20 protein-coding genes and 1 tRNA gene are annotated in these 23,964 nt (G+C 47.8%); 14 read left to right on the top strand and 7 right to left on the bottom strand.

All coding sequences use genetic code 11. The features are described 5' to 3' along the window. Window positions 1-2 precede the first annotated feature (2 nt). Both ACYQ2L_RS08975 and fbaA read right to left on the bottom strand, forming a co-directional pair. On the bottom strand, window positions 3-1,001 hold the full coding sequence (locus ACYQ2L_RS08975) for a YihY/virulence factor BrkB family protein (RefSeq protein ID WP_460054134.1): 999 nt from the start codon (window positions 999-1,001) through the stop codon (window positions 3-5). Window positions 1,002-1,106: 105 nt separating this feature from the next. Further along, window positions 1,107-2,180 (bottom strand): class II fructose-bisphosphate aldolase, encoded by a 1,074-nt coding sequence (gene fbaA / locus ACYQ2L_RS08970; RefSeq protein WP_460054129.1) that lies wholly within the window; start codon window positions 2,178-2,180, stop codon window positions 1,107-1,109. Between the two features lie 95 nt (window positions 2,181-2,275). Here fbaA and ACYQ2L_RS08965 point away from each other — a divergent pair, with 95 nt between their 5' ends. Beyond that, window positions 2,276-3,082 carry a DapH/DapD/GlmU-related protein gene (locus tag ACYQ2L_RS08965; RefSeq protein WP_460054123.1) on the top strand — a complete coding sequence of 269 codons (807 nt, stop codon included), beginning with the start codon at window positions 2,276-2,278 and terminating at the stop codon, window positions 3,080-3,082. A 17-nt stretch (window positions 3,083-3,099) separates the two neighbouring features. After that, window positions 3,100-4,458 (top strand): adenylate/guanylate cyclase domain-containing protein, encoded by a 1,359-nt coding sequence (locus ACYQ2L_RS08960; RefSeq protein ID WP_460054121.1) that lies wholly within the window; start codon window positions 3,100-3,102, stop codon window positions 4,456-4,458. Here ACYQ2L_RS08960 and ACYQ2L_RS08955 read toward each other — a convergent pair. Beyond that, window positions 4,424-5,749 (bottom strand): ferredoxin reductase family protein, encoded by a 1,326-nt coding sequence (locus ACYQ2L_RS08955; protein WP_460054116.1) that lies wholly within the window; start codon window positions 5,747-5,749, stop codon window positions 4,424-4,426. The genes ACYQ2L_RS08960 and ACYQ2L_RS08955 overlap by 35 nt on opposite strands. 144 nt (window positions 5,750-5,893) lie before the next feature. Here ACYQ2L_RS08955 and ACYQ2L_RS08950 point away from each other — a divergent pair, with 144 nt between their 5' ends. The 4 genes from ACYQ2L_RS08950 (at window position 5,894) to ACYQ2L_RS08935 (ending at window position 11,006) form a co-directional block, all read left to right on the top strand. Further along, window positions 5,894-6,538 carry a uridine kinase family protein gene (locus ACYQ2L_RS08950; protein WP_460054112.1) on the top strand — a complete coding sequence of 215 codons (645 nt, stop codon included), beginning with the start codon at window positions 5,894-5,896 and terminating at the stop codon, window positions 6,536-6,538. Between the two features lie 14 nt (window positions 6,539-6,552). After that, window positions 6,553-8,634 carry an alpha-amylase family protein gene (locus ACYQ2L_RS08945; RefSeq protein WP_460054110.1) on the top strand — a complete coding sequence of 694 codons (2,082 nt, stop codon included), beginning with the start codon at window positions 6,553-6,555 and terminating at the stop codon, window positions 8,632-8,634. A 255-nt stretch (window positions 8,635-8,889) separates the two neighbouring features. Beyond that, the gene (locus ACYQ2L_RS08940) at window positions 8,890-10,179 is read left to right on the top strand and encodes an ATP-binding protein (RefSeq protein ID WP_460054107.1); all 1,290 of its coding nucleotides are present in this window, start codon (window positions 8,890-8,892) and stop codon (window positions 10,177-10,179) included. 5 nt (window positions 10,180-10,184) lie between these two features. Further along, window positions 10,185-11,006, top strand: a complete 822-nt coding sequence (locus ACYQ2L_RS08935; protein WP_460054103.1) for a GNAT family N-acetyltransferase — start codon at window positions 10,185-10,187, stop codon at window positions 11,004-11,006. A 16-nt stretch (window positions 11,007-11,022) separates the two neighbouring features. Here ACYQ2L_RS08935 and ACYQ2L_RS08930 read toward each other — a convergent pair whose 3' ends face one another. Both ACYQ2L_RS08930 and ACYQ2L_RS08925 read right to left on the bottom strand, forming a co-directional pair. Continuing rightward, on the bottom strand, window positions 11,023-11,532 hold the full coding sequence (locus ACYQ2L_RS08930) for a TM2 domain-containing protein (RefSeq protein WP_460054098.1): 510 nt from the start codon (window positions 11,530-11,532) through the stop codon (window positions 11,023-11,025). Between the two features lie 30 nt (window positions 11,533-11,562). Continuing rightward, the gene (locus ACYQ2L_RS08925; protein WP_460054094.1) at window positions 11,563-12,735 is read right to left on the bottom strand and encodes a flagellar motor switch protein FliG; all 1,173 of its coding nucleotides are present in this window, start codon (window positions 12,733-12,735) and stop codon (window positions 11,563-11,565) included. A gap of 100 nt (window positions 12,736-12,835) precedes the next feature. Here ACYQ2L_RS08925 and ACYQ2L_RS08920 point away from each other — a divergent pair. The 3 genes from ACYQ2L_RS08920 to ACYQ2L_RS08910 all read left to right on the top strand — a co-directional run bounded on the left by ACYQ2L_RS08920 (window position 12,836) and on the right by ACYQ2L_RS08910 (window position 16,077). Beyond that, window positions 12,836-12,908: transfer RNA gene (locus ACYQ2L_RS08920), tRNA-Phe, on the top strand. Window positions 12,909-13,121: 213 nt separating this feature from the next. Further along, a complete protein-coding gene (locus ACYQ2L_RS08915; RefSeq protein WP_460054089.1) occupies window positions 13,122-13,631 on the top strand; it encodes a Fur family transcriptional regulator in 510 nt (169 codons plus the stop codon). After that, window positions 13,624-16,077 (top strand): heavy metal translocating P-type ATPase, encoded by a 2,454-nt coding sequence (locus ACYQ2L_RS08910; RefSeq protein WP_460054083.1) that lies wholly within the window; start codon window positions 13,624-13,626, stop codon window positions 16,075-16,077. Before ACYQ2L_RS08915 ends, ACYQ2L_RS08910 begins: the two co-directional genes overlap by 8 nt. Window positions 16,078-16,123: 46 nt before the next feature. On the opposite strand, the gene ACYQ2L_RS08905 is transcribed toward ACYQ2L_RS08910, so the two are convergent. After that, a complete protein-coding gene (locus tag ACYQ2L_RS08905) occupies window positions 16,124-16,990 on the bottom strand; it encodes a sigma-70 family RNA polymerase sigma factor (protein WP_460054081.1) in 867 nt (288 codons plus the stop codon). Between the two features lie 310 nt (window positions 16,991-17,300). On the opposite strand from ACYQ2L_RS08905, the gene ACYQ2L_RS08900 reads away from it, so the two are divergent. Both ACYQ2L_RS08900 and ACYQ2L_RS08895 read left to right on the top strand, forming a co-directional pair. Further along, the gene (locus tag ACYQ2L_RS08900; protein ID WP_460054072.1) at window positions 17,301-17,564 is read left to right on the top strand and encodes a co-chaperone GroES; all 264 of its coding nucleotides are present in this window, start codon (window positions 17,301-17,303) and stop codon (window positions 17,562-17,564) included. Window positions 17,565-17,687: 123 nt separating this feature from the next. Further along, entirely contained in the window at window positions 17,688-20,129 is a 2,442-nt protein-coding gene (locus ACYQ2L_RS08895; RefSeq protein WP_460054069.1) for a helicase C-terminal domain-containing protein, read from the top strand. Between the two features lie 44 nt (window positions 20,130-20,173). Here the strand turns inward: ACYQ2L_RS08895 and ACYQ2L_RS08890 are convergent, their stop codons facing one another. After that, entirely contained in the window at window positions 20,174-20,968 is a 795-nt protein-coding gene (locus ACYQ2L_RS08890; RefSeq protein ID WP_460054064.1) for an undecaprenyl-diphosphate phosphatase, read from the bottom strand. Window positions 20,969-21,085: 117 nt separating this feature from the next. Here ACYQ2L_RS08890 and asd point away from each other — a divergent pair, with 117 nt between their 5' ends. Genes asd through ACYQ2L_RS08875 form a run of 3 tightly spaced genes read left to right on the top strand, consistent with a single transcriptional unit; the run spans window position 21,086 to window position 23,963 of the window. Further along, window positions 21,086-22,126 carry an aspartate-semialdehyde dehydrogenase gene (gene asd / locus ACYQ2L_RS08885; RefSeq protein WP_460054061.1) on the top strand — a complete coding sequence of 347 codons (1,041 nt, stop codon included), beginning with the start codon at window positions 21,086-21,088 and terminating at the stop codon, window positions 22,124-22,126. A gap of 2 nt (window positions 22,127-22,128) precedes the next feature. Then, window positions 22,129-23,496 (top strand): lysine-sensitive aspartokinase 3, encoded by a 1,368-nt coding sequence (gene lysC, locus ACYQ2L_RS08880; protein WP_460054055.1) that lies wholly within the window; start codon window positions 22,129-22,131, stop codon window positions 23,494-23,496. A gap of 2 nt (window positions 23,497-23,498) precedes the next feature. Further along, window positions 23,499-23,963 carry a J domain-containing protein gene (locus ACYQ2L_RS08875; RefSeq protein ID WP_460054050.1) on the top strand — a complete coding sequence of 155 codons (465 nt, stop codon included), beginning with the start codon at window positions 23,499-23,501 and terminating at the stop codon, window positions 23,961-23,963. The last annotated feature ends 1 nt before the right edge of the window (window position 23,964 follow it).

Raw genomic sequence — 23,964 nt, 5'->3', positions numbered from 1 at the left:
AATCAGTCAGATGTATGACCTGATTCCCCACCGCCCTTTTCATCATTCTTTTCGTCATCCTCATCACCAGGACCCACACCGGCTGTAAGATAGCGCCACAGGCGCACAGGTGAAAAGCGATGCTCCATTGCGGCCTCCGTTTCCGCTATTCCGTGAGGAATCGAATAGATTCTGACCAGGACACTGGAAATAAGGAATATATCGGCAAGAATCCGCATATAAAACAGGACGATCATGACCGAGGCCACCGCACCCAATATCAACAGACGGCCGCCAAGCCCCAGTACTATGAAACCACTAAGGATATTCAAGCCCTGCCAGGCTGCCGCACTCAGCGCAGCAATAAAAAAAGTGGGCAGAAAACGAAGCCTGCGTCCGGCGAACAGATAATACAATCCAGTCATCAACAGTGAATACATGCCGATTGTTATTAACCTCGCCAGCAGCATGCTGATCTGCGATGGCAAAACAAAGAACTGGCGGAACAGGTTAACTGCCGGAGTCAATAATGAGGCAAAATAAAATAACAGAAGAAATGCAGCCATAAGCGGTACTGCAAAGACACGATGAAGCCAGTTTTTGACAACCGGCGCACTCAGCATGGTTGCCATGCCGGTTCCGAGGTCTGTAAACAGACTGTTCACTGCAATGAGAAATGCACCAAGGGTCACAAGATCAAAGGATGAGAATCGGTACGCCTCACCGATTATTACTTCTACCACCTGATTCTTGATCTCATCCGGAAGGAACTCAAGCAGCTGCCCTTCCAGAATCGCCATGAATTCCGGAAAAAAGATTACCGAACGAAGGCTGACCAGCAGAAAAAGGAGCGGAATACTTCCGAAAAGAAGACTGAATGCGATTCCCTTGGCCATTAACGTGCCGTTATTCTCTGAATATATACGGAACAAGCGGAGTCTATGTCCCCACCGTTCCCTGAAATGCAGCACATCATCAACTCGCTGCCCGATTTTGCCTGTGCCAGGCCTCTTCATTGTCATATGCTCACTATAATAAAAAAACCTCCGCGCTGCAGCAAGCAGGCGGAGGCTGAATCTTGCGGATGCTCATACAGAATGTAATTCTGCAGAAAGCTCGTACGGATCTTATATTCTATTCACGTTGTTCAGGTTCTCGAAAGCAACCTTCATACGTTCTACAAAGGCAACCTCACCGGCACGCAGCCACTGACGTGGGTCGTAGTATTTCTTGTTCGGCTTGTCGTCGCCTTCGGGGTTTCCGATCTGGGCCTGCAGATAATCATGATTCTTTGCTTCATAGGCCCGCACACCATCCCAGAATGCCCACTGCAGGTCAGTATCGATATTCATCTTCACTGCACCATAACCAAGCGCTTCACGGATCTCTTCAACAGATGAACCAGAACCACCATGGAACACGAAATCAACCGGCTTTTCGCCTGTCTTGTATTTCTCCTGAATGTATTTCTGGCTGTTGTCCAGGATTTTCGGGGTCAGGCTTACATTTCCAGGTTTGTACACACCATGCACGTTTCCGAAAGCCGCGGCGATGGTGAAACGCGGACTGATCTTGCTCAGTTCCTCGTAGGCATAGGCTACTTCCTCAGGCTGTGTGTAAAGCTTGCTGCTGTCAACATCTGTGTTATCCACACCGTCTTCCTCACCACCGGTTACACCAAGCTCTATTTCCAGAGTCATATCAAGCTTGCTCATGCGCTCGAGGTAACGCTTACAGGTTTCAATATTTTCTTCCAATGGCTCCTCACTGAGGTCGATCATATGAGAGCTGTACAGCGGTTTTCCGTGTACCTTATAGAAAGATTCACCGGCATCGAGCAGGCCGTCAATCCAGGGAAGAAGTTTTCGGGCAGCGTGATCAGTATGCAGCATTACATATGCGCCGTATAATTCTGCCACGCGGTGAACGTGCATTGCACCTGAAATACCACCGGCAATAGCTGCTTGCTGATTGGTATTGTCCATGCCTTTACCAGCAAAGAAAACAGCACCGCCATTTGAAAACTGAACGATAACAGGTGCCTTAGCGGCAACTGATGCCTCCAGTACAGCATTTACACTATCATTACCAACTACATTGGCTCCTGGAAGTGCATATTTGTTGGCTTTTGCATCTGCAAATACCTTCTGAACGTCGTCGCCGGTAATTACACCGGGTTTGATTACATCTTTTAAACTCATCGATTGCTCCTTTACAATGGGTTAATACAGGGTCATTATACAGCTAAACCCAACCCTCCGGTCAACCCGGGGGCAAGCTCAAGGATATATTGCCTATGTTAAATGCTGTAACCGCCAGACTGCTGAGAAGCCTGCCTGTGCAGATGTTTTTCACAATCGTTTTCTATTGTTTTTATGCAGCTGTTTTCGGCTTGTGCATTGTACCTTCTCTACATATTATGGCCCAGGGATTCACCCGATTTAATCCCCTTGTTACCGGAACCTTCAGATCCTATCTCCTGTTCGGTATCTACTGCGGCCTGGCACTGTTCGCCTATTATATTACCTCGGTCTTTGTCATCGGTCTAGGCATGAGGATAAGCTCGAGAGGGATTAAACCCGGACGCTACCCCGCGAAATCGTTCACAGTATTCCAGTGGATGGTGCACAACGGTTTTTACGGAATTGCAAAAACCATGTTTCTTCCTATGATCCGCGGCACCGGATTCGCAAATCTCTTTTTCCGGATAGCCGGAGCAAAAATCGGCAAGAGTGTCCGCATTAATACCGGCTCGCTGGTAGATTGCCACCTGCTGGAAATTGGAGACAATGCAATCCTTGGCGGTGATGCATTGATCACCTGTCACATTGTAGAAAATTATCACCTGATACTCGAACCAGTCAAAATAGGAAAAAACTGTCTTATCGGGGCAAAATCATACATCACACCAGGTGTCGAAGTCGGAGATAATTCTGTTATAGGAATTGCCTCCTACATCCGCAAAGGCAGCAAGATTGCTGCAAAAAGCATTGTTACAAGCCTATCTGCTATTCCCCTTCGTCAAGCAAGGGAAATCGAACGCGGGCTGGATAAATTCTACCTCCGACGGGGAGAAAAAGACTGCACAGAAAGCAATAAATAGGTTTACTATGGATTTATATGACTAATTCCACTGTGAACCAGGAAAAATACAGCTACCAGAGCAGCATGCATGATCTGCTGCGAATGGAGAAACTCAAAGCTGAAACCGTAATTGCCGGAATACGCCTGATCTTTTTCACTTCTATCCTTCTGATTAACCTGGTCGGTCACCTTCTGCAGCGAAGCGGACCAAGACTGGAAAGCTATCTTCTGGCGGCCGCTGTACTATTCAGCATATTTGCTCTGGCTGAACTGAAAGTCATCAAAAAAAAGATTCCTTTTACGGGCTATTCACAGGAAACAATAATTAAACTCGGGTTTGCTTATCATGCTATAGTCATATTCTTCGACTGTCTTATTCTTTCAATGATTGTATACAGTGCATATAACAGCATAGAAAACCCGTATTTTTCCGTGATGTTCCCCTTTGCTCCACCCGTCATATATTCGGGTCTATTTATAATCTTCACAGTGCTGTATCAGATACTCGACATCTTCCGGTTCAGTATTGCAAGCACATACTATTCCGCTGCATTATTTACCGCTCTCTACCTGGTTCTGGCCAGGATTACCGGAATTGATATGATGCAGACTGCCTTCCTGAGAAGCATGCAGATCTACCTCATTTCACTACTGTTGTCCACTATTCTCTGCTCATTGATCTCCGGCGAGATCTACAGGATTATCAGACTTACGAAGCAGCAGCAACAACTTGAGAGATACCTGCCTCAGGCCCAGGCCATTCACTACATGCTGGAAAGCCCTGATGCCCTCCTCCCCGGAGGCAGGCGGCAGACAATTACCATTCTTTTCGCAGACATCCGTGGTTTTACGGGAATAAGCGAGGATCTTTCGCCCATGAAGACTATTGAATTCCTGAACGAATACTTCGGAAAAATGGTTCAACCAATATTTGATAACCACGGAATTCTCGACAAGTACCTCGGCGATGGAATTATGGCTCTTTTCGGAGCACCTACACAGCAGGAAGGGGATGCCGACAATGCAGTAAATGCGGCAATACAGATGCAGCAGGAGCTCAAGCTTCTGAATGTTATGCGTGCCCGTCGGGCTGAGCCGGAAATCATGGCCTGCATCGGAATTCATACCGGTGAAGTAGTTCTTGGTAATATCGGGACCGAAAAGAGAATGGATTTTACGGCAATCGGTGATGCCGTTAACACCGCAGCGCGGATAGAGCAAAAAAACCGGCAACTACATACCGGTATTTTACTGTCAGAGGAAACCAGACATGCCCTGACTGGAACCTACTGTCTGACCGATCAGGGCCGGCATCAGTTAAGAGGCCGTAATCAGGAGATACAGCTGTTTTCAGTCGACACTAAAGCGCAAACCGTTCGTAGTACAGACGCGTAAATCCCATTGCTTTCAGAAGGGGCATAATTGCTTTTTTCATGGCCGGAGGACCGCATATAAACACGTCGACATCCGATGATGAACCGCTCTCACCAAGACAGAGGTGCAGCGCCCTGTGCAGAATGTTCTGGTTTATAAATCCCTCGTACTGTTCACCAAATTCCACACTCTCCAGCATATCTGCTTCCGAAGATGCAGGATGCGAATACACATGAAGAAGGTGAAACCGGGATTTTGATGCCAGTTTACCTCGAAAGTCCTCTTCACAGCAGATATCCCTTGAGGATTTATTCCCCCAGACAAGGCAAACCGGTGGGTGATCACCTTCCTGCAGGCTCCGTACAGCACTTAAAAAAGGAGTAATTCCTACTCCCCCGGCAAGCCAGACAGCAGGTCGCTGCACAGCTGCTGGACGGAAAACTCCATATGGCCCATCCAGGGTGATCGAATCACCGGGCTCAAGCAAATCAACTTTCGACGTAAAATCCCCGACCGCCTTTATTGTCAGCTCCAGGTATTCAGCATCCGGCGCACTGGAAACAGTAAAAGGATGAGCTGGCTCGGATATTTTCCTGGCCCTGAATCCGGCAAAAACAAACTGCCCGGCCTCTGCCGCCCAGTTATCCGGACGCGTGCAGCGTATCTGAACCGTATCGTGTGTAAGCTTTTCCACTGAAATGATTTCAGCTGGTGTTTTGCGTGCCCGGTAGGAACGAAACCATCTTGAGGCCAGCAAGGCGGCGCACAGGGCAGTAAGCAGAATGAACTGTAGCTGTACAAGCGGATGATAGCGCAGATGCAGACCGGAAAAATAACCATGAACCAGTACTATTGGCAGAACAGCGTATAGACTGCGATGTATGAGAAGCCATACCTGATAAGGAATGCCGATCCTCCGGTACATTGCCGCAACAAAACCGGCAACGAGGATTATCAGCATGCTCAGACTGCCGAGAACTATAGACCATTCCTGAGGGAGGATCGGAGGAAAAGCTCCTGCGGCAACAGCTGGTATGCTGTACATAAGCATATGCAGAACAATGCTCAAGAGGGTGAGCATGCCAAGCCAGCGATGAACATGTATTATTCTATCCAGACCATATATCCGGTCGAGAAGGCGGGACCGAGACCCCAGAATTACCTGATAGTACAACAAGGTCAGAGAAATCAATCCTGCAATCTGAACGGATTGCACCTGCAGATTCAACTGATATCCCGATGCCTGCATAACCGACCACACAGGTAAGAGCAAACCAAGTACAAAAGCCAGATAAAGTATTATTTTTTTCATGTATTAATGATCGTAGATTGATTATAAAAAGTCCAGTTTCACGTTTTTTCTATCTGTTTGAACTCCTGTTGGAGATATAAACAATTGACTACGCGTTACTAACGCGTATATAATGGATCATCAAGATACACAAGGAAGGTTCCAATGAAAGGTGATATAATCCTGGTTGAAGAGCACCATTACAATGCAGCAGATAAAATCATTCCCCATCTGATCCCTGTAATACAGAAACATCAAGGCTGCTACACAATTTCTGTCGCTGGTGAGTCCGGCAGCGGAAAATCAGAAACCGGCACAGCATTAGCTGAACGCCTTGAACGTGATGGCGGTTTCAACTGCCTGCTGCTGCAGCAGGATGATTATTTCGTATATCCACCGAAATCCAATGATGCTGCCCGCCGCCGTGATATTTCCTGGGTCGGGACACAGGAAGTCAAGCTGGATCTGCTGAATGAGCATCTTCTGACAGCCATTAACGGAGGCAACAGCATTACGAAACCTCTGGTAGTCTATGAAGAAGACAGGATCGAACAGGAAACAATTGACCTGAAAAATGTTCAGGTTGTTATTGCAGAGGGAACCTACACAAGCTTGCTGAAGGATGTACATACCAGGATTTTCATCGCCCGGAACCGCCTTGAGACTATGGCATCCAGGCAGAAGCGGGCCAGAGAAGCAATGGATCCATTCATCGAACAGGTACTGGAAATAGAGCACAGTATTATAGCCCCGCACAGACAACTGGCAAACATAATCATTACGCGTGATTACGAAGTTGAATTTACCTGAGCGGAGCGTTACACATGCCAAGCCGACACTCGAGCTACCAGGATATACAGAAACAATGGGAATCCTCCGCAGCACAATCATTCAGACGCTTTGCAGATAGAGAGTCATCCTACCTTGAATTCTGCCCGCCTCCTGAAGCCCTGAAAATCGGAGTCAGAAGGATTCTTCAGCTTCTGCAGGATCGCTACGGCGGGAATAACCTGCGGCAGGCGCTTGAGGGAAATATAACCTCTCCTGTATCAGCGAATACCGACAGCAGCTGGTTAGAGGAAAGCCGGATGATAGGAATCAATGTCCGCACCCTCGGAACATTCTGGAAAATAATACCTTACCTGCTGAGTACATCGACCGTCTGGAATTCCGTACATTTACTGCCGATATGGGAACCCGGTGTTATAGGCAGTCTCTATGGAATGAGTAGCTGGGAAATCAATAACGAATTTTATGACCGTGAACTGGCTGAAGAGGTCCCGGAATTATCCTCGGTTGAACTTCAGCTGAAAGCTGTAATAAATATTATCCATCTTATGGGCAGAAGCGTCGGAATGGATGTAATTCCGCATACCGACCGTTTCTCCGAGATGGTACTCAGCAATCCGCGGTTTTTTGAATGGATACAGCGTAGCGATGATGAAATCCTTGATTTTGGATCCTGTCCCCTACAGTTGGCTGAAGACTGCATCTGGGAATGGGTCCAGGAGGCAGGACCAGCAGTTCCGCGTCAGCTCCCGCAAAATGCAGGGTATTTTTTCCATACACTGACTGAATCAGAGAGAAACCTGCTGCTTTTCGGTCCTCCACATTCCAGGGAAACCAGAAATGCACGCAGAGGAAAATTGATCTCCCTACTCTATTCCCGGGGACTTGAACCAGCACCTGCTACCATGGCCCCACCCTTCCGCGGCCTGGAAATTGATCAGGATATAACCTATACAGATGAGTTCGGACAGGTATGGCGGGACTACAGAATGATTGAGCCTCAGGGAATGTCACGGGTATTCGGTCCATTAACCCGGTATCGGCTTTTTGAGAGCATTGAATCATCAGACTCTGAACCATGCTGGGAACTCGATTTCAGACGACCTGTAAAAGAATGCTGGAAGTATGTTGCTGAACATTATGCGGCGGTGCAGAAGAAATTCTCATTTGATTTCATGCGGGGTGATATGTCTCATGTCCAGATGCGTCCGGACGGGGTCCCCGGAACGGAAGAAGAAATCGGGAACTACTACGATATTCTGGGCTATGTAAAACAATATATAATCCAGCACGAAAAGATACCCTGGTTTGGATACTTCGCAGAAAGTTTTCTTGCAGGACGGAATGTCTTCGGTTACGGCGAAGAGATTGATCATCTCGAGGCTTCAGCGGCCGACTGTGCACTAGGTGATCTTCAGTCACTGCCGCCTGACAGTCAGGATTTCATGAGTCGATTCAGACGGTTACTGGATATGGCATTACTACGACGCTGCACCCCGTGTTTTACAATAATCACAGGAGATAAGGATGACCCTAGATTTGATCAGTTTTATCGTCATGGTAATACTGCCCGATATTTTACGGCCCTGTTTCTGAAAAGTATGCCCTCCTATATGGCATTGGGATTCGAAACCAGGGAGGAACGGGAGTCACCAGCCAGGAACGACTACTACACAAAACTGTATGTCTTTCAGGAGCGTTCAGGCAGCAATATGTATCCTGACAAAAGCACCTCCGGTCCATATCGGTGGAATGAAAATGGAGAGCAGTTTATCAGCCTGCACGGTATACAACAGATAGCAGAAAAGCTCCTTCCGGATATTGCAGGAGAACAGGAAAAGATTCTCATTCCTCCGGATCCGGAAACCGGGAACAGAATCTTCGTCTGGCACAGGGGATCAGGAAACAATCAATATGTGTTTGCGGTCAATTTTGCTTCAAGTGACTATGGGAGCTTCGGTATTCCTGCACTGGATAACTACAGGCTTGAACTCCGCTTTTCTTCCATTACCGGGGTTCCGAATCAGTCAGTAGAGAGAATTGCTCACAATGCATATCACTATCGGATTAATGAGTTGATGGCTGGAGAAGCCAGAATTTACCATCTCGTATTATGAAATACTGCCATTGACAATAACACCTTCCTGAGTAGTTAGAAAAAACCACAAAGGCTATTCCATAAGTGTTTTTCCTGCTGAAACTTAGTGCAGGAAAAACACATAAAATTCCAGGAACCCCTGAATAATAATGTAATTGTCAGCAGGAAAAGAAAATGAGCAGAATCTTTGTGGTTTTTTCTAACTACTCATAAAAGCCTTGAGTTCCATCTCCAAAGTGATTACAGTTTATGACTGGAATCCTGAGGGGGAAACATGGGCCTGATAGCATTTATAAATACCGACAATGAAGTACTTACGCGCCTCCGCTCGGCATATACTGATCATGGAAAACGAATCGGAAGCACAATCCGAATGGTCTCAAAACCTCACAGAGTCCAGGAAACACTGAACTATGACCTTCCTGAGCTGGTAATTATAAACTGCAGTGACCCGAAGATAAAACTATCGCAGATAGCCGAACAGGTAAGATCAGATGCATGGCTGCACAGCTTTGGAATTATCGGACTGTACGACAGCAACCACCACCAGGAAGATGAGATTGCGGAACAGCTTCAGGGTATGAATCTCCTCGTAAGCCTAGACTACAGCAGGATCCGAAGTCATCTCATGAAATGTATTTCAATCATTCTGAAAAACCGGCAGCTTATTTTCCAGAAAGATGTATCCAGCCATTTTATGGAAGACAACAGCGGATCCTTCAGCATAGAAAATGACACCCTCGCAGTTCCTATTTATGCAGGTATCCCGATTACAAATCTCATGCAGATGGGGCGTCTGCATCCTGACAGAAAAATGCACGTCCATCTCGCCCTGTCAGAACTGATCATCAACGCCATCGAACACGGTAACTGTGGAATAAGTTATGAAGAAAAAAACCTTGCCATGCAGGAAGGAAAGACTGTGGTAGATCTTGTCATGGAAAAGTGCAGCAATCCCGGAATCAGCAGCAAACGGGTTGATTTCAGCTGGGAGAGCAGCAATGAAAAGACGGTCTTTGTAATCCGGGATCAGGGAGAAGGTTTTGACGTCGATGCGGCGAAACTGAAAACAGCCGGGCAGGATCCTCTCACCCCTCACGGTCGGGGTATACGCATGGCCGAAATGTTTTCCAAGGAACTGAAGTACAACCGGAAAGGTAATGAAGTCACTATGACAATTGAACATATAGACTCCACTCCGAGAGAAACACCACAGGGCTTCAGTAATCAGGAAGTATTATTTCCCGAACCCGGCGATGTGGTAATCAGAGAAGGTGAACAAAGTGATTTTCTGTACTATATTTCCAGCGGGGACTTTTCCGTTCATCATGGAGGCAGAAAAGTAGGCATCATTACCCCAGCCGATATTTTTATGGGTGAAATGAGCTTTCTCCTGAATAATCAGCGCAGTGCAACCGTACTGTCCGAGAGCAGCGGGAAACTGATCAAGATCAGCAGGAAAGCCTTTGTGGAGGTAATGAAACAATATCCCCACTATGGTATTTTTCTGTCAAAACTACTGGCACGTAAACTCGCCAGGTCGAATGAAGAGAGATCATCATAGAAATCATGCAAAAAGTACAAGAATTTCTCCCGGGTGACAGCGACAGGGTCTCATCCCTGACACCCGAAGACTGGAACGACATACAGTCTGCGTTCTCATGGTATTGTCAGATTCCATGGATTCAAGCCCGTAAAATTGAATCCGGAAGCTCCATAGCTGCAGTCGGCGCTGCAATCCATTACCGCAATAGTTCCTGGCTTGCTCATATAATTACTCACCCCGATTATCGTCGTCAGGGTTTTGGAAGCCGCATGCTCCAGGAACTGATACAGGTATGCCGAAACAGAAACAGCCAGGGCATACATCTCTTTGCAACCGATGAAGGCGCACCTCTCTACGCCCGCCATGGATTCCGGAAAGTTGCTGAATACTGCTTCTTCCGCAAAGATACAGACTGTATTCCCGGCCCGCTTGAGGCCGAAGCCCCGCTTGAGAACTCCAGAGAAACTGATTACCCCGAAATTCTGGAACTGGACAGGACTGCCAGCGGTGAAGACCGGAGTGAGCTGCTGCAGGAACATCTAAGACATGCAATCATATACCGGACAAGCCAGGGAAAAACCGGGGAAATAACCGGTTTTTTCCTGCCGACTCTAGGTGAGGGACCGATTACGGCTTTTTCTAATGAGGCTGCCAAAGCCCTGATTAAACTCAAAAGCCAAACACAGAGCAGGGCCACATTACCCGCACAGAACAGCAGCGGCATACAGATGCTGCTGAACGCCGGCTGGACCGAAGTAATCAGGGCCAGCAGGATGTGCTATGGGACAGCTGCAGATTTCAGACAGGAAACATGTTTCAGCAGGATCGGCGGCAATCTGGGCTGAGACTGTCGCCGTAAGCTCAGATCCGGTGACTGCCCTCGCGGTCAAGATCCGAAAAATAATATACCAGTGAACCGTTGTCACGAACTATCAGCTCACAAAAACCTTTTCCCGTCAGAACATCCAGAGCTGTAGAAGCCTGTTCCATGGAGACACCAGACTGCAATGCTACCTCGGAAGCAGCAACATAACCATTGCTCTGCTTGGCGATCTGGAGAATTGTCTGCTCCATAGATTGCCCAGTTGTACTGGATTGCCTGACATAGGACTGAGTATAAACCCGTCCATCAGCAGGATCTTCAAAGAGCTCGTTCAACGACACCCGTCCAGCAATTCCTTCCCGCAAACGAGCCTGCTGCACATGCGAGGTCATGGCTATAGCGTCATAGACGGTTCCAATACCATATAATCCAAACGTGAACAGGAACAGAAGGCCGGATAAGGGCTTTCCCAGGTAAAAGCGGTGCAAGCCGCATAGGCCGAACAGGGACGGTAACCAGAATATATATGCTGTTCTCAACGATTTCATTATATCCTCCTGTAATTAGGGCAACAGTATTCAGGTCACCCATTTATCATCCGGTCTATGGATCCGGATCTTGCCTTCTTCCTCCAGTTTACGGAGGTGGCTTATAAAATCCCTGGAAGCTGCATCGACTTCACTGCGGAGCTGGGCACCAAGATGGGTGTATTCCATACTGATCAGCTCCTGTCTGCCGGCAGATACATTCCTGAGTATTTTTTCACGAATAGACTGCTCTTTTCCCTTCAGGAGAAGGGCAATCTCTGTATCAGCGAAATCCTGCAACACCTTCTGCAGATCGCGGTCTTCGATTTCCAGTACCGTATCAATAGTGAACAGATGTCCCTTAACCCGTTCGGATATTTCAGGATTCAGTACCCCGAGATCACGAAGGATTCTCTCTTCAGTTCTCACATCGCCATGCTTGAGAATGGCTGCCAGTCGCGAGCTGCCATCGATTTCCTCACTGCGGACATGACTATGCTCACGTATAAGTTCTTTCAGTTTTTCAGCTACTCGATCCAGAACTGCGCTGTCGACTTTCCCGCTCCTGGCAATTCTTCTGGCAAGCTGCATCCTCTTCTCGGTGTCATACTGACTCAGGAGCTTTGAGGCCTGCTTTGCTGGAAGACTATACAATACTATCGCAACAACAGCCACAGATTCATCTTTCAGAAGTATTTTTAGCTGCTGATAGTCTATATCCTGAAGAAAACTGAAACGGTTTGGCCTGGCATCCGGAACCGCCCTGTACAGCAATTCCTGTCCCTTCTCTGTTCCGAAGGCCTGCACAAGCATAGTTTGAGCTGTATCAACTCCTCCGATGATCCGCCCGTCATCGTGCTCCTGTATGCGCTCGAATCGCTCAAGTATCGTGCGGGCCTCACTGCGCGGTATATAGCGGCTCTTTACAATTTCAGCCGAAAGCCTCTCCACAATATCATGCGGAAGACAGCGAAGAATTTTCGCCGATTCTTCCTGCCCGATGAGCATTAAAAAAGTTGCGACCTGGGCAAACTTATCCTTTGCTCCTTTATCACTTACCATTTTAAGCAGACCCTGCAATGCAGAAGGTTTTATGGTGGATGAGCTGACAGTTTTCCCGCTTTCCGGTTTTACAGTTTCTTTGGAAAGGTTTTTATCTTCCTGTGATGAAGCCCCGGGTGTTCCTTTTGAATATGCCTGCATCCTTCGTGATTCCATTTTCATGCCCACATCGTAGTCCTAGTTCAAGCGATTGGCAAGCGCTTAAATTGCTGTTTGCCCTTGACAGATTTTTCCGTATCCGGTATATATAACACCATATCGCGCCGCTGTAGCTCAGTTGGTAGAGCAGTGGACTGAAAATCCACGTGTCCGCAGTTCAAATCTGCGCGGCGGCAATAGCGACCATAAGCAGTCTGATTCATATCAGGCTGCTTTTTTTTTGCCCAGCTGTTTTCCCAAAGGATTCGAACTCCATAATACTATACCGACATCAGTCTTTTTTATTCGTTTAAGTCAGAACTGTATGAGCGTTTCTTGACAGTACATGTAATCATTTTTAAACTGTAATCATTACAAATTGTAATGACAGACCAGGAGTGATTGAAAATATGCAGGGAAAGCACAGTAAACTTATAAAATGTCTGAAAACCGCCGGATTCAGAATGACTCCACAGCGTGCAGCAATCTGCGAGGCTTTGGCACTCCGCTTTGATCACCCTACAGCACAGTCACTATACGAACAGGTAAAGAGCGACTATCCATCCCTAAGTCTCACAACAGTGTACCAGACTCTGGATACTCTTCTGAAGCTTGGAGCCATTACAAATATTGGAACTGCAGGCGATGACAGCATCCATTTTGAGGTCAACACAGATCCGCATATAAATCTCGCCTGTTTGACCTGCCACCGGATCTGTGACCTTGAAAGCGAAGCAATCAGACAGCTTGAAGCTGAAGTTCAGGAGGCTATCGGTTCCAGAGTTCTCAGCGGGCGGGTTGTATATTACAGCGAATGTCTGGAGAACAGCGATCCCGAAATGTGCCAATTCAACCCCAGTCAGGTCAGTAAGACTGAATCTGCAGCCCGACAGACAGGAGAAAAAACAAGCAATGAATGAACAGAGAAATCCGGTGTGCCCGGTAGCAGAACAGGATCGATGCTGTCTTATTACACTGCACAAGGTCCTTCACAGCCAGGACAATATTCAAGCCATGAAGTGGGATACACGGACACTGGAACTGGAAATCAGTTATCAGGATCCAGGCCGGGAAGCTGCAGACTTTGAACATGCAGTTGAAAATCTTACACATCATCTCACTGAACGATCCGCCACATGTAAGGATCGAGACCAGGTTAAGTTCAAGCGCGGCTGTGGTATATGCCTGCAGCAGCTGCAGAGAAAAACCAGAGCCGAAAACCAGAATGAAGGATGCAAAGCAGAAAACTGTGAAGCCCTGAACGTATTACAGGATAAAGGCATCAAATTAAACCGCGGTGTAATGATTGTAGAAAAACCATCAGACGGCAAGGATAGAAGCCCCTGGCTTGGAAGAAGGATAAAGATACAGCAGGCTGTTGAAACCGCTCAGGGTCCAGAGACGCTTCATGAAACAAGGAAAGCCGGAATCCCGGAAGTGATCGCGAGACTGCTGAAGCAGAACGTAGAGGCGATTTTTGTTTTTCTTACCTTACTGACAATGTCTATCGGCCAACTCAGCGCAACAGCTAATCCCCTTTTATCCAATAGCATGTTTCTGGCTGCGTATCTTTGCGGCGGATATTTCGGCCTCAGGGCAAGTCTGGACAGCCTGAAAAACAAGCGGATTGATATTGATCTTCTCATGGTCCTGGCAGCCCTGGGAGCAGCCGGTGTTGGATCACCGTTTGAAGGTGCGCTGCTGCTCTTCCTCTTCTCACTCTCCAATGTACTGCAGGATTACGCCCTTGACCGAACGCGCAGCGCTATTCAGGCGCTCGCCAGACTCCGTCCTGACACCGCCCTGGTACTGGACACAATCGATAGCCAACAGGGTCGAAAGACGGCAGTCGAAGACATTCCAATAGGTACACTGCTGCAGATCAAGCCCGGTGACCGGATCCCTCTTGACGGAAAAATCGTCCGGGGAGCAAGCAGCATCGATCAAAGCAGTATCACTGGCGAATCCCTTCCCGTAGAAAAAAAACAGGACGATACCGTCCTGGCAGGGACCATCAATCAGGATGGAGAATTTGTTCTGCAAAGCAGCAAAACCAGTCAGGAAAGCACCATCGCAAGGGTTATTACACTTGTTGAGGAAGCACGTGAACAACAGGCAAGGACCGAACGTTTTCTGGAAACTTTTGAACAATACTATGCCATTCTTGTAATCGCAGCCACCTTTGCAGCAGCTCTCGTCCCTCCCCTGCTGTTCGGACGCGAATGGACACTCAGTGTATACCAGGCGATCACCCTGATGGTTGCAGCAAGCCCCTGCGCCCTCATAATCAGCACCCCGGCCAGCATCCTGTCCGCAATTGGAAATGCTGCCAGAAAAGGGATTCTATTCAAAGGTGGTGTACATGTCGAACAGGCCGCGCTGATCCGGGCAATCGCATTTGACAAGACCGGAACCCTCACAGAAGGTAAACCTAAGGTAGCGGAAGTCATTTCTTTCTCCGACTGGTCTGAACCCGAAATACTTGCTGCTGCAGCCGGCCTTGAATCTAAAAGTGAACATGTAATTGCAGTCTCAATAGTGGAGGAAGCCCGAAAAAGAAATCTGGATTTTCAGTCCCCTGTAAACTTCCGGAGCGAGGCAGGAATCGGTGTATCTGCCGACTATGAGAACAAACGATTGAGCATCGGTAGCCCATCGCTACTGAAAGATACAGAGCATATAGATGGACTCGAAGAGCGCATAGCTGAACTGCAATCGCAAAGTAAAACCGTAGTAATTCTGGCCGAGGAACGCCGGAAAAAACTATTCTGTCTTGGTATCATCAGCCTTAACGACCGACTGCGGCCAGGCGTCAAATCCGTTATTTTGCAGCTTCGTCAGACCGGAATCCAGCACATCGCTATGCTTACGGGCGACAATCAGACAGCAGCACAGGCTATTGCGGCAGAGTGCGGTATCGATGTGGTTTTCCCGGAGTTGCTTCCCGAACACAAGCTCGACGCCATCCGCAAGATGGAGAAAGATTATGGACCAACCGCCATGATCGGTGATGGAGTGAATGACGCCCCGGCTCTTGCAGGAGCCAGACTGGGTATTGCAATGGGAGCAGCAGGAACAGACGTCGCGCTGGAAACTGCTGATATAGTCCTGCTGTCTGATGATCTTGAAAAAATTCCCTATCTGATCGCACTTAGCAGGAAAACACGACAGACACTGATCAGCAACATATCAATTGCCCTGGCGCTTATCACCATGATGATAATCGGCATATACACCATTGATCTTCCCCTGCCACTTGCAGTAATAGGCCACGAAGGCGGAACTGTACTGGTCTCACTGAATGGTCTTCGGCTGCTCATGTTCAGGAACAAGCTCCCAAAGGAACGCAAAAAGGACCGGTCTTAACCGGTCCTTTTTCAATTCTTTTTTTAAATATGAGGAAATTGCAAAATCAAGCTACATATGCCTCAAGCAGCTCAGCCCTGGAAGGATGCTGAAGGCGCTTGATAGCCTTCTTCTCGATCTGTCGGATTCGTTCCTTTGTAAGATTGTAGCGGTCGCCGATTTCCTTCAGAGAGAGCGGACTTCTGCCGTTCAATCCGAAGCGGTACTGTACTATCTCGGCTTCTTTTTGCGTCAGAGTGGCAAGTACCTGATTTATATCAGCTTTCAATGCCTTCTCTTCAACAAGCGCTTCCGGATGCTGATAGCCATGATCCTCTATAAAATCACCCAATGAAGATGAATCCTTGTCAGCATACATTGGTGTCTCAAGAGAAACCAGGTCACGGGAAATATTCACAAGATCTGCGACATGCTCCGGTGTCATGTTAAGAAGTTTACCTATCTGGAGAAATTCCTCGGTATCTCCCTGACCGCTGTAGATTTCTTTCCTGGCTTTTTCAATCTGTACAAGCTCATTAGCACGGTTCAATGGCAGACGAATCATTCTGGATTTCTCACAGACTGCCTTCAGTATCGCTTGTCTGATCCACCATACAGCGTATGAGATAAAATGATAGCCTTTATCCACATCAAAACGGTCGATAGCATTCATCAGCCCGATGTTTCCTTCAGAAATAAGATCTGAGAGCGGGAGCCCCTGGTTCTGGTATTTCTTGGCAACATTTACCACAAAACGGAGGTTAGCCTGAATAAGCTTTTCCTTTGCTGATTGCTCGCCTGCTGCGGCTGCCCGCGCATAGCGTTCTTCTTCTTCCCGGGTAAGCAGAGGAATTCTGTTGATTTCCTTCAGATAAACGGAAAGTATATTTTCGCTGTCACCTGCAGTTGTCTTCATCGTTTTTTCAGTAGTCATTTATGCCTCCACTCTATCAGATGCAAGAAGCATGCCAACATCCAATAACAAATAAAAATATATGTAAATCATTATCTGCAAATACTTTACAAAAAGCACAGATAGAAGAGATAAACAGTTCCGGAACAAATAGGGTCATAATGACACAGTGAAGCAAATTCACCTCATAGCTGCGTCAATTTGACACATTGAACAGCGAATAATGCGAATCTGGTGTATAACGATACAGTTCTTCTTGACCCCGCAGTGTAAAATCCGTATATTAAGCCAGAAATCAACCTAAAATCACTAGTACATGTACGGAGGATCTATGAACATTAAACCACTTGGCGATCGAGTATTGCTTAAAGCTGAAGTTGCTGAGGAAAAAACCAAGGGTGGTTTGTATATTCCCCAAACCGCTCAGGAAAAAACCCAGACCGGTGTTGTCGCAGCAATCGGCGAAAGCGAGGACATTCAGGTAAAGGTTGGAGACAAAGTCATGCACGACAAGTACTCCGGAACCGCTATCTCCGTTGATGGCGAGGATTTTCTGATTGTTAACTCTTCTGACATCATAGCAATTGTTGAATAATCCACATCTGCTTTGATCGAAAGGCTGACGGACTTTGCTCCGTCAGCCTTTTTTTGGCCCGAATGACAAGCCCGGACTTGAAGCGGAACCCGGCTCTATATACACTCATGGCTGGAGATACACATGCTGTTTTCTGATCGGGCACCGGATGATATCAGATCATATATAAAAGATAGTATTGATGACGCCGGCGGCTCAGAAGTTTTATTCACCGGCAAGATAGATGAAAGAAAGCAGCTGACCGAAGTTTATGCAGCAGCCAGAGGCAGTCTCGATCAGGTACCGGCGCCTTCACCTCATACAGGCAGCGGCGATGTAATTATACACAATCACCCTTCTGGACTGCTTATTCCCAGCCCGGCTGACCTGCGGGTTGCTTCAGCACTTGGAGAGCAGGGTATTGGTTTCTACATAATCAATAACAGTGCAGAGGAAGTATACGTTGTAGTTGAGCCTGTCCCGCCCAGGCGTACCGAGCACATAGATGCAGACAGGCTTGCAGCACTTATTGATGACGGGGGCAGGCTCGGTGAAATCAAACCGGGTTTTGAACCGAGAGAAAGCCAGATTGCCATGCTGAAGAGCGTTGCTGATGGTTTTAATACCAACGGAATCCGTGTGCTGGAAGCAGGAACGGGGGTCGGAAAATCCTTTGCTTACCTGATTCCTTCACTGGCCTGGGCAGAGAAAAACAATGAACGCGTTATTATCTCGACTGCCACCATTAATCTCCAGCAGCAGCTTATTGAAAAGGATATTCCGACTGTTCAGAAACTGCTCGGCAGCAATCTGAAAACAGTCCTGGTCAAAGGCAGATCCAACTATCTCTGCACTCATCGCCTGCAGGAGCAGATGCAGGAAAAGCAAACCCTCTTTGACAGTTTACCCGATGATCTATCGGCAATTGCCCAATGGGCTTCCAGCAGCCGGACAGGAGATAAAAGCGAGCTTCCATTTCTTCCCGATCCGCAACTGTGGAGTTCTGTCTGTGCAGATCCCGATGCCTGTTCCGGACGCCGCTGTCGTTCCGGAGAGCCATGCTTTATTATTAAAGCACGCCGTGAGGCTGCAAGTGCTCAAATACTGGTAGCCAACCATCATCTACTCTTTGCTGATCTCGCCATGCGTACAAAGGGATTCGGATTTGAGGCTACGGTAATTCTTCCTCCCTTCCAGCGTCTCGTCCTCGACGAAGCCCATAATATTGAAAAATCAGCCACCTCTTATTTCTCCGAAAGTTTTACCCGGTATTCACTCCAGAAATATCTCCGTATGCTCCTGCGTCAGCAGCGAGGCAGGCAGTTCGGGGCTCTTATTGAACTTGAAGCCTATGGGACGCTGAATCCAGCAATAGTCCCGCCTCTTATTCACGCTGTACAGACAGCTGCCGAGCAGCTTGAGGCATCAACACGGGCAGTCATGGGGGAAAGATATACCCTGAGGATCATCAGCCACCCTGAACATGGATTGCCCAGAGAAATCACAGAGGGAATATTTAGTCCTATGAAGGGTCTGAGGACAGCTATTAACTCATTGACAGATATCCTGGCACAGGCAGTTCGGGATGTACCGGAAGAATACGCCGATGAGCCAGGTATTCTGGATGTCCGGCTGCTGATACGCAGGCTGGAAAACGTATCCGACATCTGTCGTACATTCGCAGCCGGAGATGAATATCCGGACAGGGTATTCTGGATGGAGCGCAAAACTACCAGCAGAAATGATGTATACACCCAGTTCAGTATTACGCCTCTGGTCATTGCACATATGATGCAGGAAGCTGTGTTTGAGCCGCTGGCAACCGTCGTATGTACCAGCGCAACGCTGACTATTCGCAATAATTTCCAGTTCTTTAATTCCCGGATCGGACTTCCGGAGGACGATCGCTGTGAGCACCAGATTCTCAGTTCACCATTTGCCTACCACGAGAGAGTACTGCTGGGTATACCTTCTGACGCCCCTGCCCCTACAGATCCTGCAGCTTACTCGAGATACCTGGAAGAATTCATACCCAGGATTATGCTTTGCTCCCAGGGATCGGGGCTGATTTTATTTACCAGCTACCGTCTGTTGTCGGAAATACATGCACATGTGAAACCGATCCTGGAACAGGAAGGAATAACTGTATTAAGGCAGGGGGATGATCATCGATCAAGACTGCTTGAACGCTTTAATCATGATACCAGTAGCGTGCTGTTTGCTACCCAGAGTTTCTGGGAAGGTGTTGACGCACCGGGAGACAGCCTCAGAGTTGTCGTAATGACACGGCTCCCCTTCCCGGTTCCCGACGACCCGATTCACCAGGCCCGGTGCGATGCAATTGATGCCTCAGGCGGCAGCTCATTCATGCAGCTCTCCGTACCTGAGGCAATTATGAGGTTCAAACAGGGTTTCGGCCGGCTGATGCGGACAACAAGTGACCATGGGGCGGTAATAGTAACTGATAACCGCTTGATTACCAAACGCTACGGCAGTCTGTTTATCGGCTCTCTTCCGGATACTGTTATGGTCAACGGCAGTTCCGAGCTGATACTTTCCCGCCTGGAATCATTCCTGACGGGATAATTTCCAGATATTCTGCCGGTGCCTGTAGATACTGCAGGTGTCCCTTACAGTGCGAAGAGACCCCATATTCCCAGGGGAATCAGATAAATACTGAAAACCCAGAGTTTCCCTCCGCGAATCAGATGAACAAGCAGGGCAAGTGATGCATAGCCGAAAATCAGGGATGCCAGAAATCCTACAGCCATAACCGACATAGATATGGATGCACTCAGATCGCCAAGATGCCTGAGTTCGAGTATCAGCGCACCAAGTATAGCCGGTATGGAAATGAGAAAGGAGAACTCACCTGCCTTATCTCTTGAAACTCCGGAAGCCAGAGAAGCAAAGATAGTACTTCCCGAACGAGAAATTCCCGGAATAACAGCAAGTCCCTGTACAGCACCCACAATAAAGCCGTGCTTGATACCAGCATCCTTACCAGTATTGTTGCGCCCGAAAAAATGACTTGCAATCAACAGTGCTGCAGTGAGCAGAAACATTGCTGAAGTCAGTCTTGGCATCGTGTGCAGATTCAAGGTACTGATCATAAGACCGATTACTGCAGTAATAAAGGTAGCAACCAGAATCACCACTGAAAGGCGCAGATTATATTGATCTGCATCACCAGCGGACCTGGTCAGCCAACGATACAGCGAAACGAGAATCGAAATAATTCTTTCCCGGAAAAACCAGACTACAACTATCAGAGTAGCTATATGCAGAATAACATCATACAGTAAGGGTATCTCACCAATTCCCATAACCTCCCGTAAAACCACGAGGTGGCCTGAACTTGAGATGGGAATAAACTCGCTGATTCCCTGCATGATCCCCAGAATGATTGATTGTAAAAACGACATTATGCCTCCCTGGCGCAGTATACTGACTTTCACTGCGGCCATCAATCGAAGGACATAATGCAGGAATTGACACAGCACTTACGCATCAGTACGCTAAGCTGGCAAGGAGACACAAAAATGCAGAAAATACCAGTAGCAATACTCGGGGCCACCGGAACGGTTGGTCAGAAATTCATCAGCCTTTTGAATGAGCACCCTACGTTTAAAGTAACAGAATTAGTTGCCTCCCCCCGCTCAGCCGGAAAAGCATACAGCCAGGCAGTTACCTGGAAACAGGCACAACCTATACCTGCCGACATCGCTTCTCTGACAGTAAAATCACTCGAAGATAAGCTCACTTCTGTTATCCTCTTTTCAGGCCTGGATGCGTCCGTTGCCGGAGAAGCGGAAACACGCTTCGCAGAAGCCGGGCACATGGTAATCAGTAATTCCAAAAATCACAGAATGGATCATAATGTTCCCATTATTATCCCGGAAGTTAATCCAGAACATTTCAGGATTCTTGACCAGCAGAACAGCAAGGGAAAAATCGTAACCAATTCAAACTGTTCTACTATGTTTCTCGCCATGGCGCTTGCCCCGCTACACAAGAAATACGGGATCAAACAGGTTCAGGTCACTACCATGCAGGCAATCTCGGGTGGCGGATATCCCGGAGTGGCATCACTGGACATTCTCGGCAATGTAGTTCCTTTCATTTCAGGAGAAGAAGAAAAGATCGAGACAGAAATCCTCAAGATTCTGGGTTCTTTCGACGGAACACAGATAGTTCCCGCAGATTTCAAGGTAAGTGCACAATGCAATCGCGTACCGGTTATCGATGGACACACCGAGACGGTTGCATTCAGTCTCAATTCAAACCCCACTATTGAAGAAATAACAGATACACTCAAAAACTTTACCGGTCTGCCTCAAGAGCAGAAACTGCCCTTCGCACCTGAATATCCCATCATAGTAAGTGATCAATCCGACCGGCCACAGCCTGCCCTGGATATAATGAGAGATAACGGTATGGCAACAATTGTAGGTAGAATCCGTAGCTGTCCGGTAATGGGCTATAAAATGGTCGTACTCGGTCACAACACGGTTCGCGGTGCTGCCGGCGCTGCTATTCTCAATGCAGAAACCCTGCTCTCGCTGGGTTACATAAAGGCATAGATATGCGGGTTATCAAATTCGGCGGAACCAGTGTACAGGACGCTGAACGAATCACGACAGTACTGGATATTGCAGAAACAGCAAGCCGCGCACCTGGAGGGGCAGTTCTGGTTTCCAGTGCAATGGCCGGAATAACCAACGATTTACTCGATATTGCAGAACTGGGTAGAAGATTCGAACGCCAGGAAGCCTTCAATAAAATCGATCTCATGCTTGAACGGCATAAAAAAGAGGCATCTCTGCTGATACAGCATGATGACAAGCTGCTGGAAGTGCTGTTCCAGAGAATCGATGATATAATTTCCCAGATCAGATCACTCCTCGAGGGGATAATACTGCTGCGTGAATGCAGCAACCGAACCAAAGATGCCATGGTCAGCTGCGGCGAACAACTATCAACAAGCATTATCTCCGCTGCTGCCCAACACAGAGGCATGGATGCGGAATGGCTTGATGCCCGAGCCCTCATCCGCACTGACAACAGTTTCGGAGCTGCTCACGTTAATTTCAAACTAAGCAACCAACTGATTCAGGAGCGCATTCAGCCCAGAGATTCATACCTGTATGTGACCCAGGGCTTCATTGCAGCAACCGAGAGCGGAGTCACCACGACCCTTGGCAGAGGTGGATCAGATTATTCAGCAGCTATTATCGCAGCAGCGATTGCGGCAGAAGGACTGGAGATCTGGACTGATGTTGATGGCATCATGACCACAGACCCCAGACTGGTTCCCAATGCTGAACGCGTACCTGCCATGAGTTATGATGAAGCTGCCGAACTGGCGTATTTCGGTGCAAAGGTAGTACATCCATCGACAATGCAGCCTGCAGTCCGGGAGCACATTCCGGTTTTTGTCAAGAATACCCATAACCCACATAATCCCGGGACCATTATTGCCAATGAAAAACATGCACGTGGACTCAGAGCGATAGCAGCCAAAAAGGATATTACGGTCATTACCATAAAGTCTTCGAGGATGCTTCATGCCTATGGTTTCATGCAGAAAATTTTTAGTGTATTCGCACGCAACAGTATCGCAGTTGATCTGGTAGCGACATCCGAAGTATCCGTGTCAGTCAGTATTGATCCAGCTGCAGTCGAGGGTAATCTCCCTGCCGCTCTGAATGAAATGAAGGAACTCGGAGATATAAGCAAAGAAGAAAACATGGCAATAATCTGTCTGGTTGGACACTTCCTGTGGAAGGATGCGCGTTTCATTGCAAGGGTTTTCTCTGCAATCTCTGATATTCCTATTAGATTAATCAGTCTGGGATCTTCGGATATAAATCTTTCACTTGTGGTACCGGAAGACCAGAGGGTAATAGCGGTACAAAGACTGCATGAGGAATTTTTTCCGGACAAGGAATAATTATGACCGATATTTTTGGCAAGGTAAGTGATTTCATGCGGGACCTGTTTAATGGAGACGATGTCTTCTCGGACAGGCCTTCTTCTGACCCGGATCTCCGGGAAGCCTGGCAGGAGCTTGAACAGTTCCTGTCGAGTGGGAAAACTGACAGTAGAGCTGGAGATTCTGCCGGGAATTCTCAATATCAGGCCGGCAGCGGGTACAGCAGCTCCAGACAGAACCAGCAGGAAATGCACAATCATCTTACAGAGCTTAAAAAAGATTATCAGACACTGGAAGTCCCGTTTCTGGCCCACATAGACACTGTCCGCAGCAGCTACAAGCGCTTGCTGCGGGCCTATCACCCTGACAGATTTTCGAATGATCCTGACAAACTGCAGGTCGCGACCGAAGTCAGCTCGAGAATCACCTCTGCCTTCACACGAATAAAGGAGTTTGAAAAACGTCGGGGCCATAAAATCAACTAGA

It is taken from the genome of Spirochaeta dissipatitropha (assembly GCF_054657935.1).
This window is presented reverse-complemented; position numbering and strand designations above follow the sequence as displayed.

Coding starts and splice junctions, on each gene's coding strand:
- ACYQ2L_RS08975 (WP_460054134.1), bottom strand. CDS start 1,001: ATGACAATGAAGAGGCCTGGCACAGGCAAAATCGGGCAGCGAGTTGAT.
- fbaA (WP_460054129.1), bottom strand. CDS start 2,180: ATGAGTTTAAAAGATGTAATCAAACCCGGTGTAATTACCGGCGACGAC.
- ACYQ2L_RS08965 (WP_460054123.1), top strand. CDS start 2,276: ATGTTAAATGCTGTAACCGCCAGACTGCTGAGAAGCCTGCCTGTGCAG.
- ACYQ2L_RS08960 (WP_460054121.1), top strand. CDS start 3,100: ATGACTAATTCCACTGTGAACCAGGAAAAATACAGCTACCAGAGCAGC.
- ACYQ2L_RS08955 (WP_460054116.1), bottom strand. CDS start 5,749: ATGAAAAAAATAATACTTTATCTGGCTTTTGTACTTGGTTTGCTCTTA.
- ACYQ2L_RS08950 (WP_460054112.1), top strand. CDS start 5,894: ATGAAAGGTGATATAATCCTGGTTGAAGAGCACCATTACAATGCAGCA.
- ACYQ2L_RS08945 (WP_460054110.1), top strand. CDS start 6,553: ATGCCAAGCCGACACTCGAGCTACCAGGATATACAGAAACAATGGGAA.
- ACYQ2L_RS08940 (WP_460054107.1), top strand. CDS start 8,890: ATGGGCCTGATAGCATTTATAAATACCGACAATGAAGTACTTACGCGC.
- ACYQ2L_RS08935 (WP_460054103.1), top strand. CDS start 10,185: ATGCAAAAAGTACAAGAATTTCTCCCGGGTGACAGCGACAGGGTCTCA.
- ACYQ2L_RS08930 (WP_460054098.1), bottom strand. CDS start 11,532: ATGAAATCGTTGAGAACAGCATATATATTCTGGTTACCGTCCCTGTTC.
- ACYQ2L_RS08925 (WP_460054094.1), bottom strand. CDS start 12,735: ATGAAAATGGAATCACGAAGGATGCAGGCATATTCAAAAGGAACACCC.
- ACYQ2L_RS08915 (WP_460054089.1), top strand. CDS start 13,122: ATGCAGGGAAAGCACAGTAAACTTATAAAATGTCTGAAAACCGCCGGA.
- ACYQ2L_RS08910 (WP_460054083.1), top strand. CDS start 13,624: ATGAATGAACAGAGAAATCCGGTGTGCCCGGTAGCAGAACAGGATCGA.
- ACYQ2L_RS08905 (WP_460054081.1), bottom strand. CDS start 16,990: ATGACTACTGAAAAAACGATGAAGACAACTGCAGGTGACAGCGAAAAT.
- ACYQ2L_RS08900 (WP_460054072.1), top strand. CDS start 17,301: ATGAACATTAAACCACTTGGCGATCGAGTATTGCTTAAAGCTGAAGTT.
- ACYQ2L_RS08895 (WP_460054069.1), top strand. CDS start 17,688: ATGCTGTTTTCTGATCGGGCACCGGATGATATCAGATCATATATAAAA.
- ACYQ2L_RS08890 (WP_460054064.1), bottom strand. CDS start 20,968: ATGTCGTTTTTACAATCAATCATTCTGGGGATCATGCAGGGAATCAGC.
- asd (WP_460054061.1), top strand. CDS start 21,086: ATGCAGAAAATACCAGTAGCAATACTCGGGGCCACCGGAACGGTTGGT.
- lysC (WP_460054055.1), top strand. CDS start 22,129: ATGCGGGTTATCAAATTCGGCGGAACCAGTGTACAGGACGCTGAACGA.
- ACYQ2L_RS08875 (WP_460054050.1), top strand. CDS start 23,499: ATGACCGATATTTTTGGCAAGGTAAGTGATTTCATGCGGGACCTGTTT.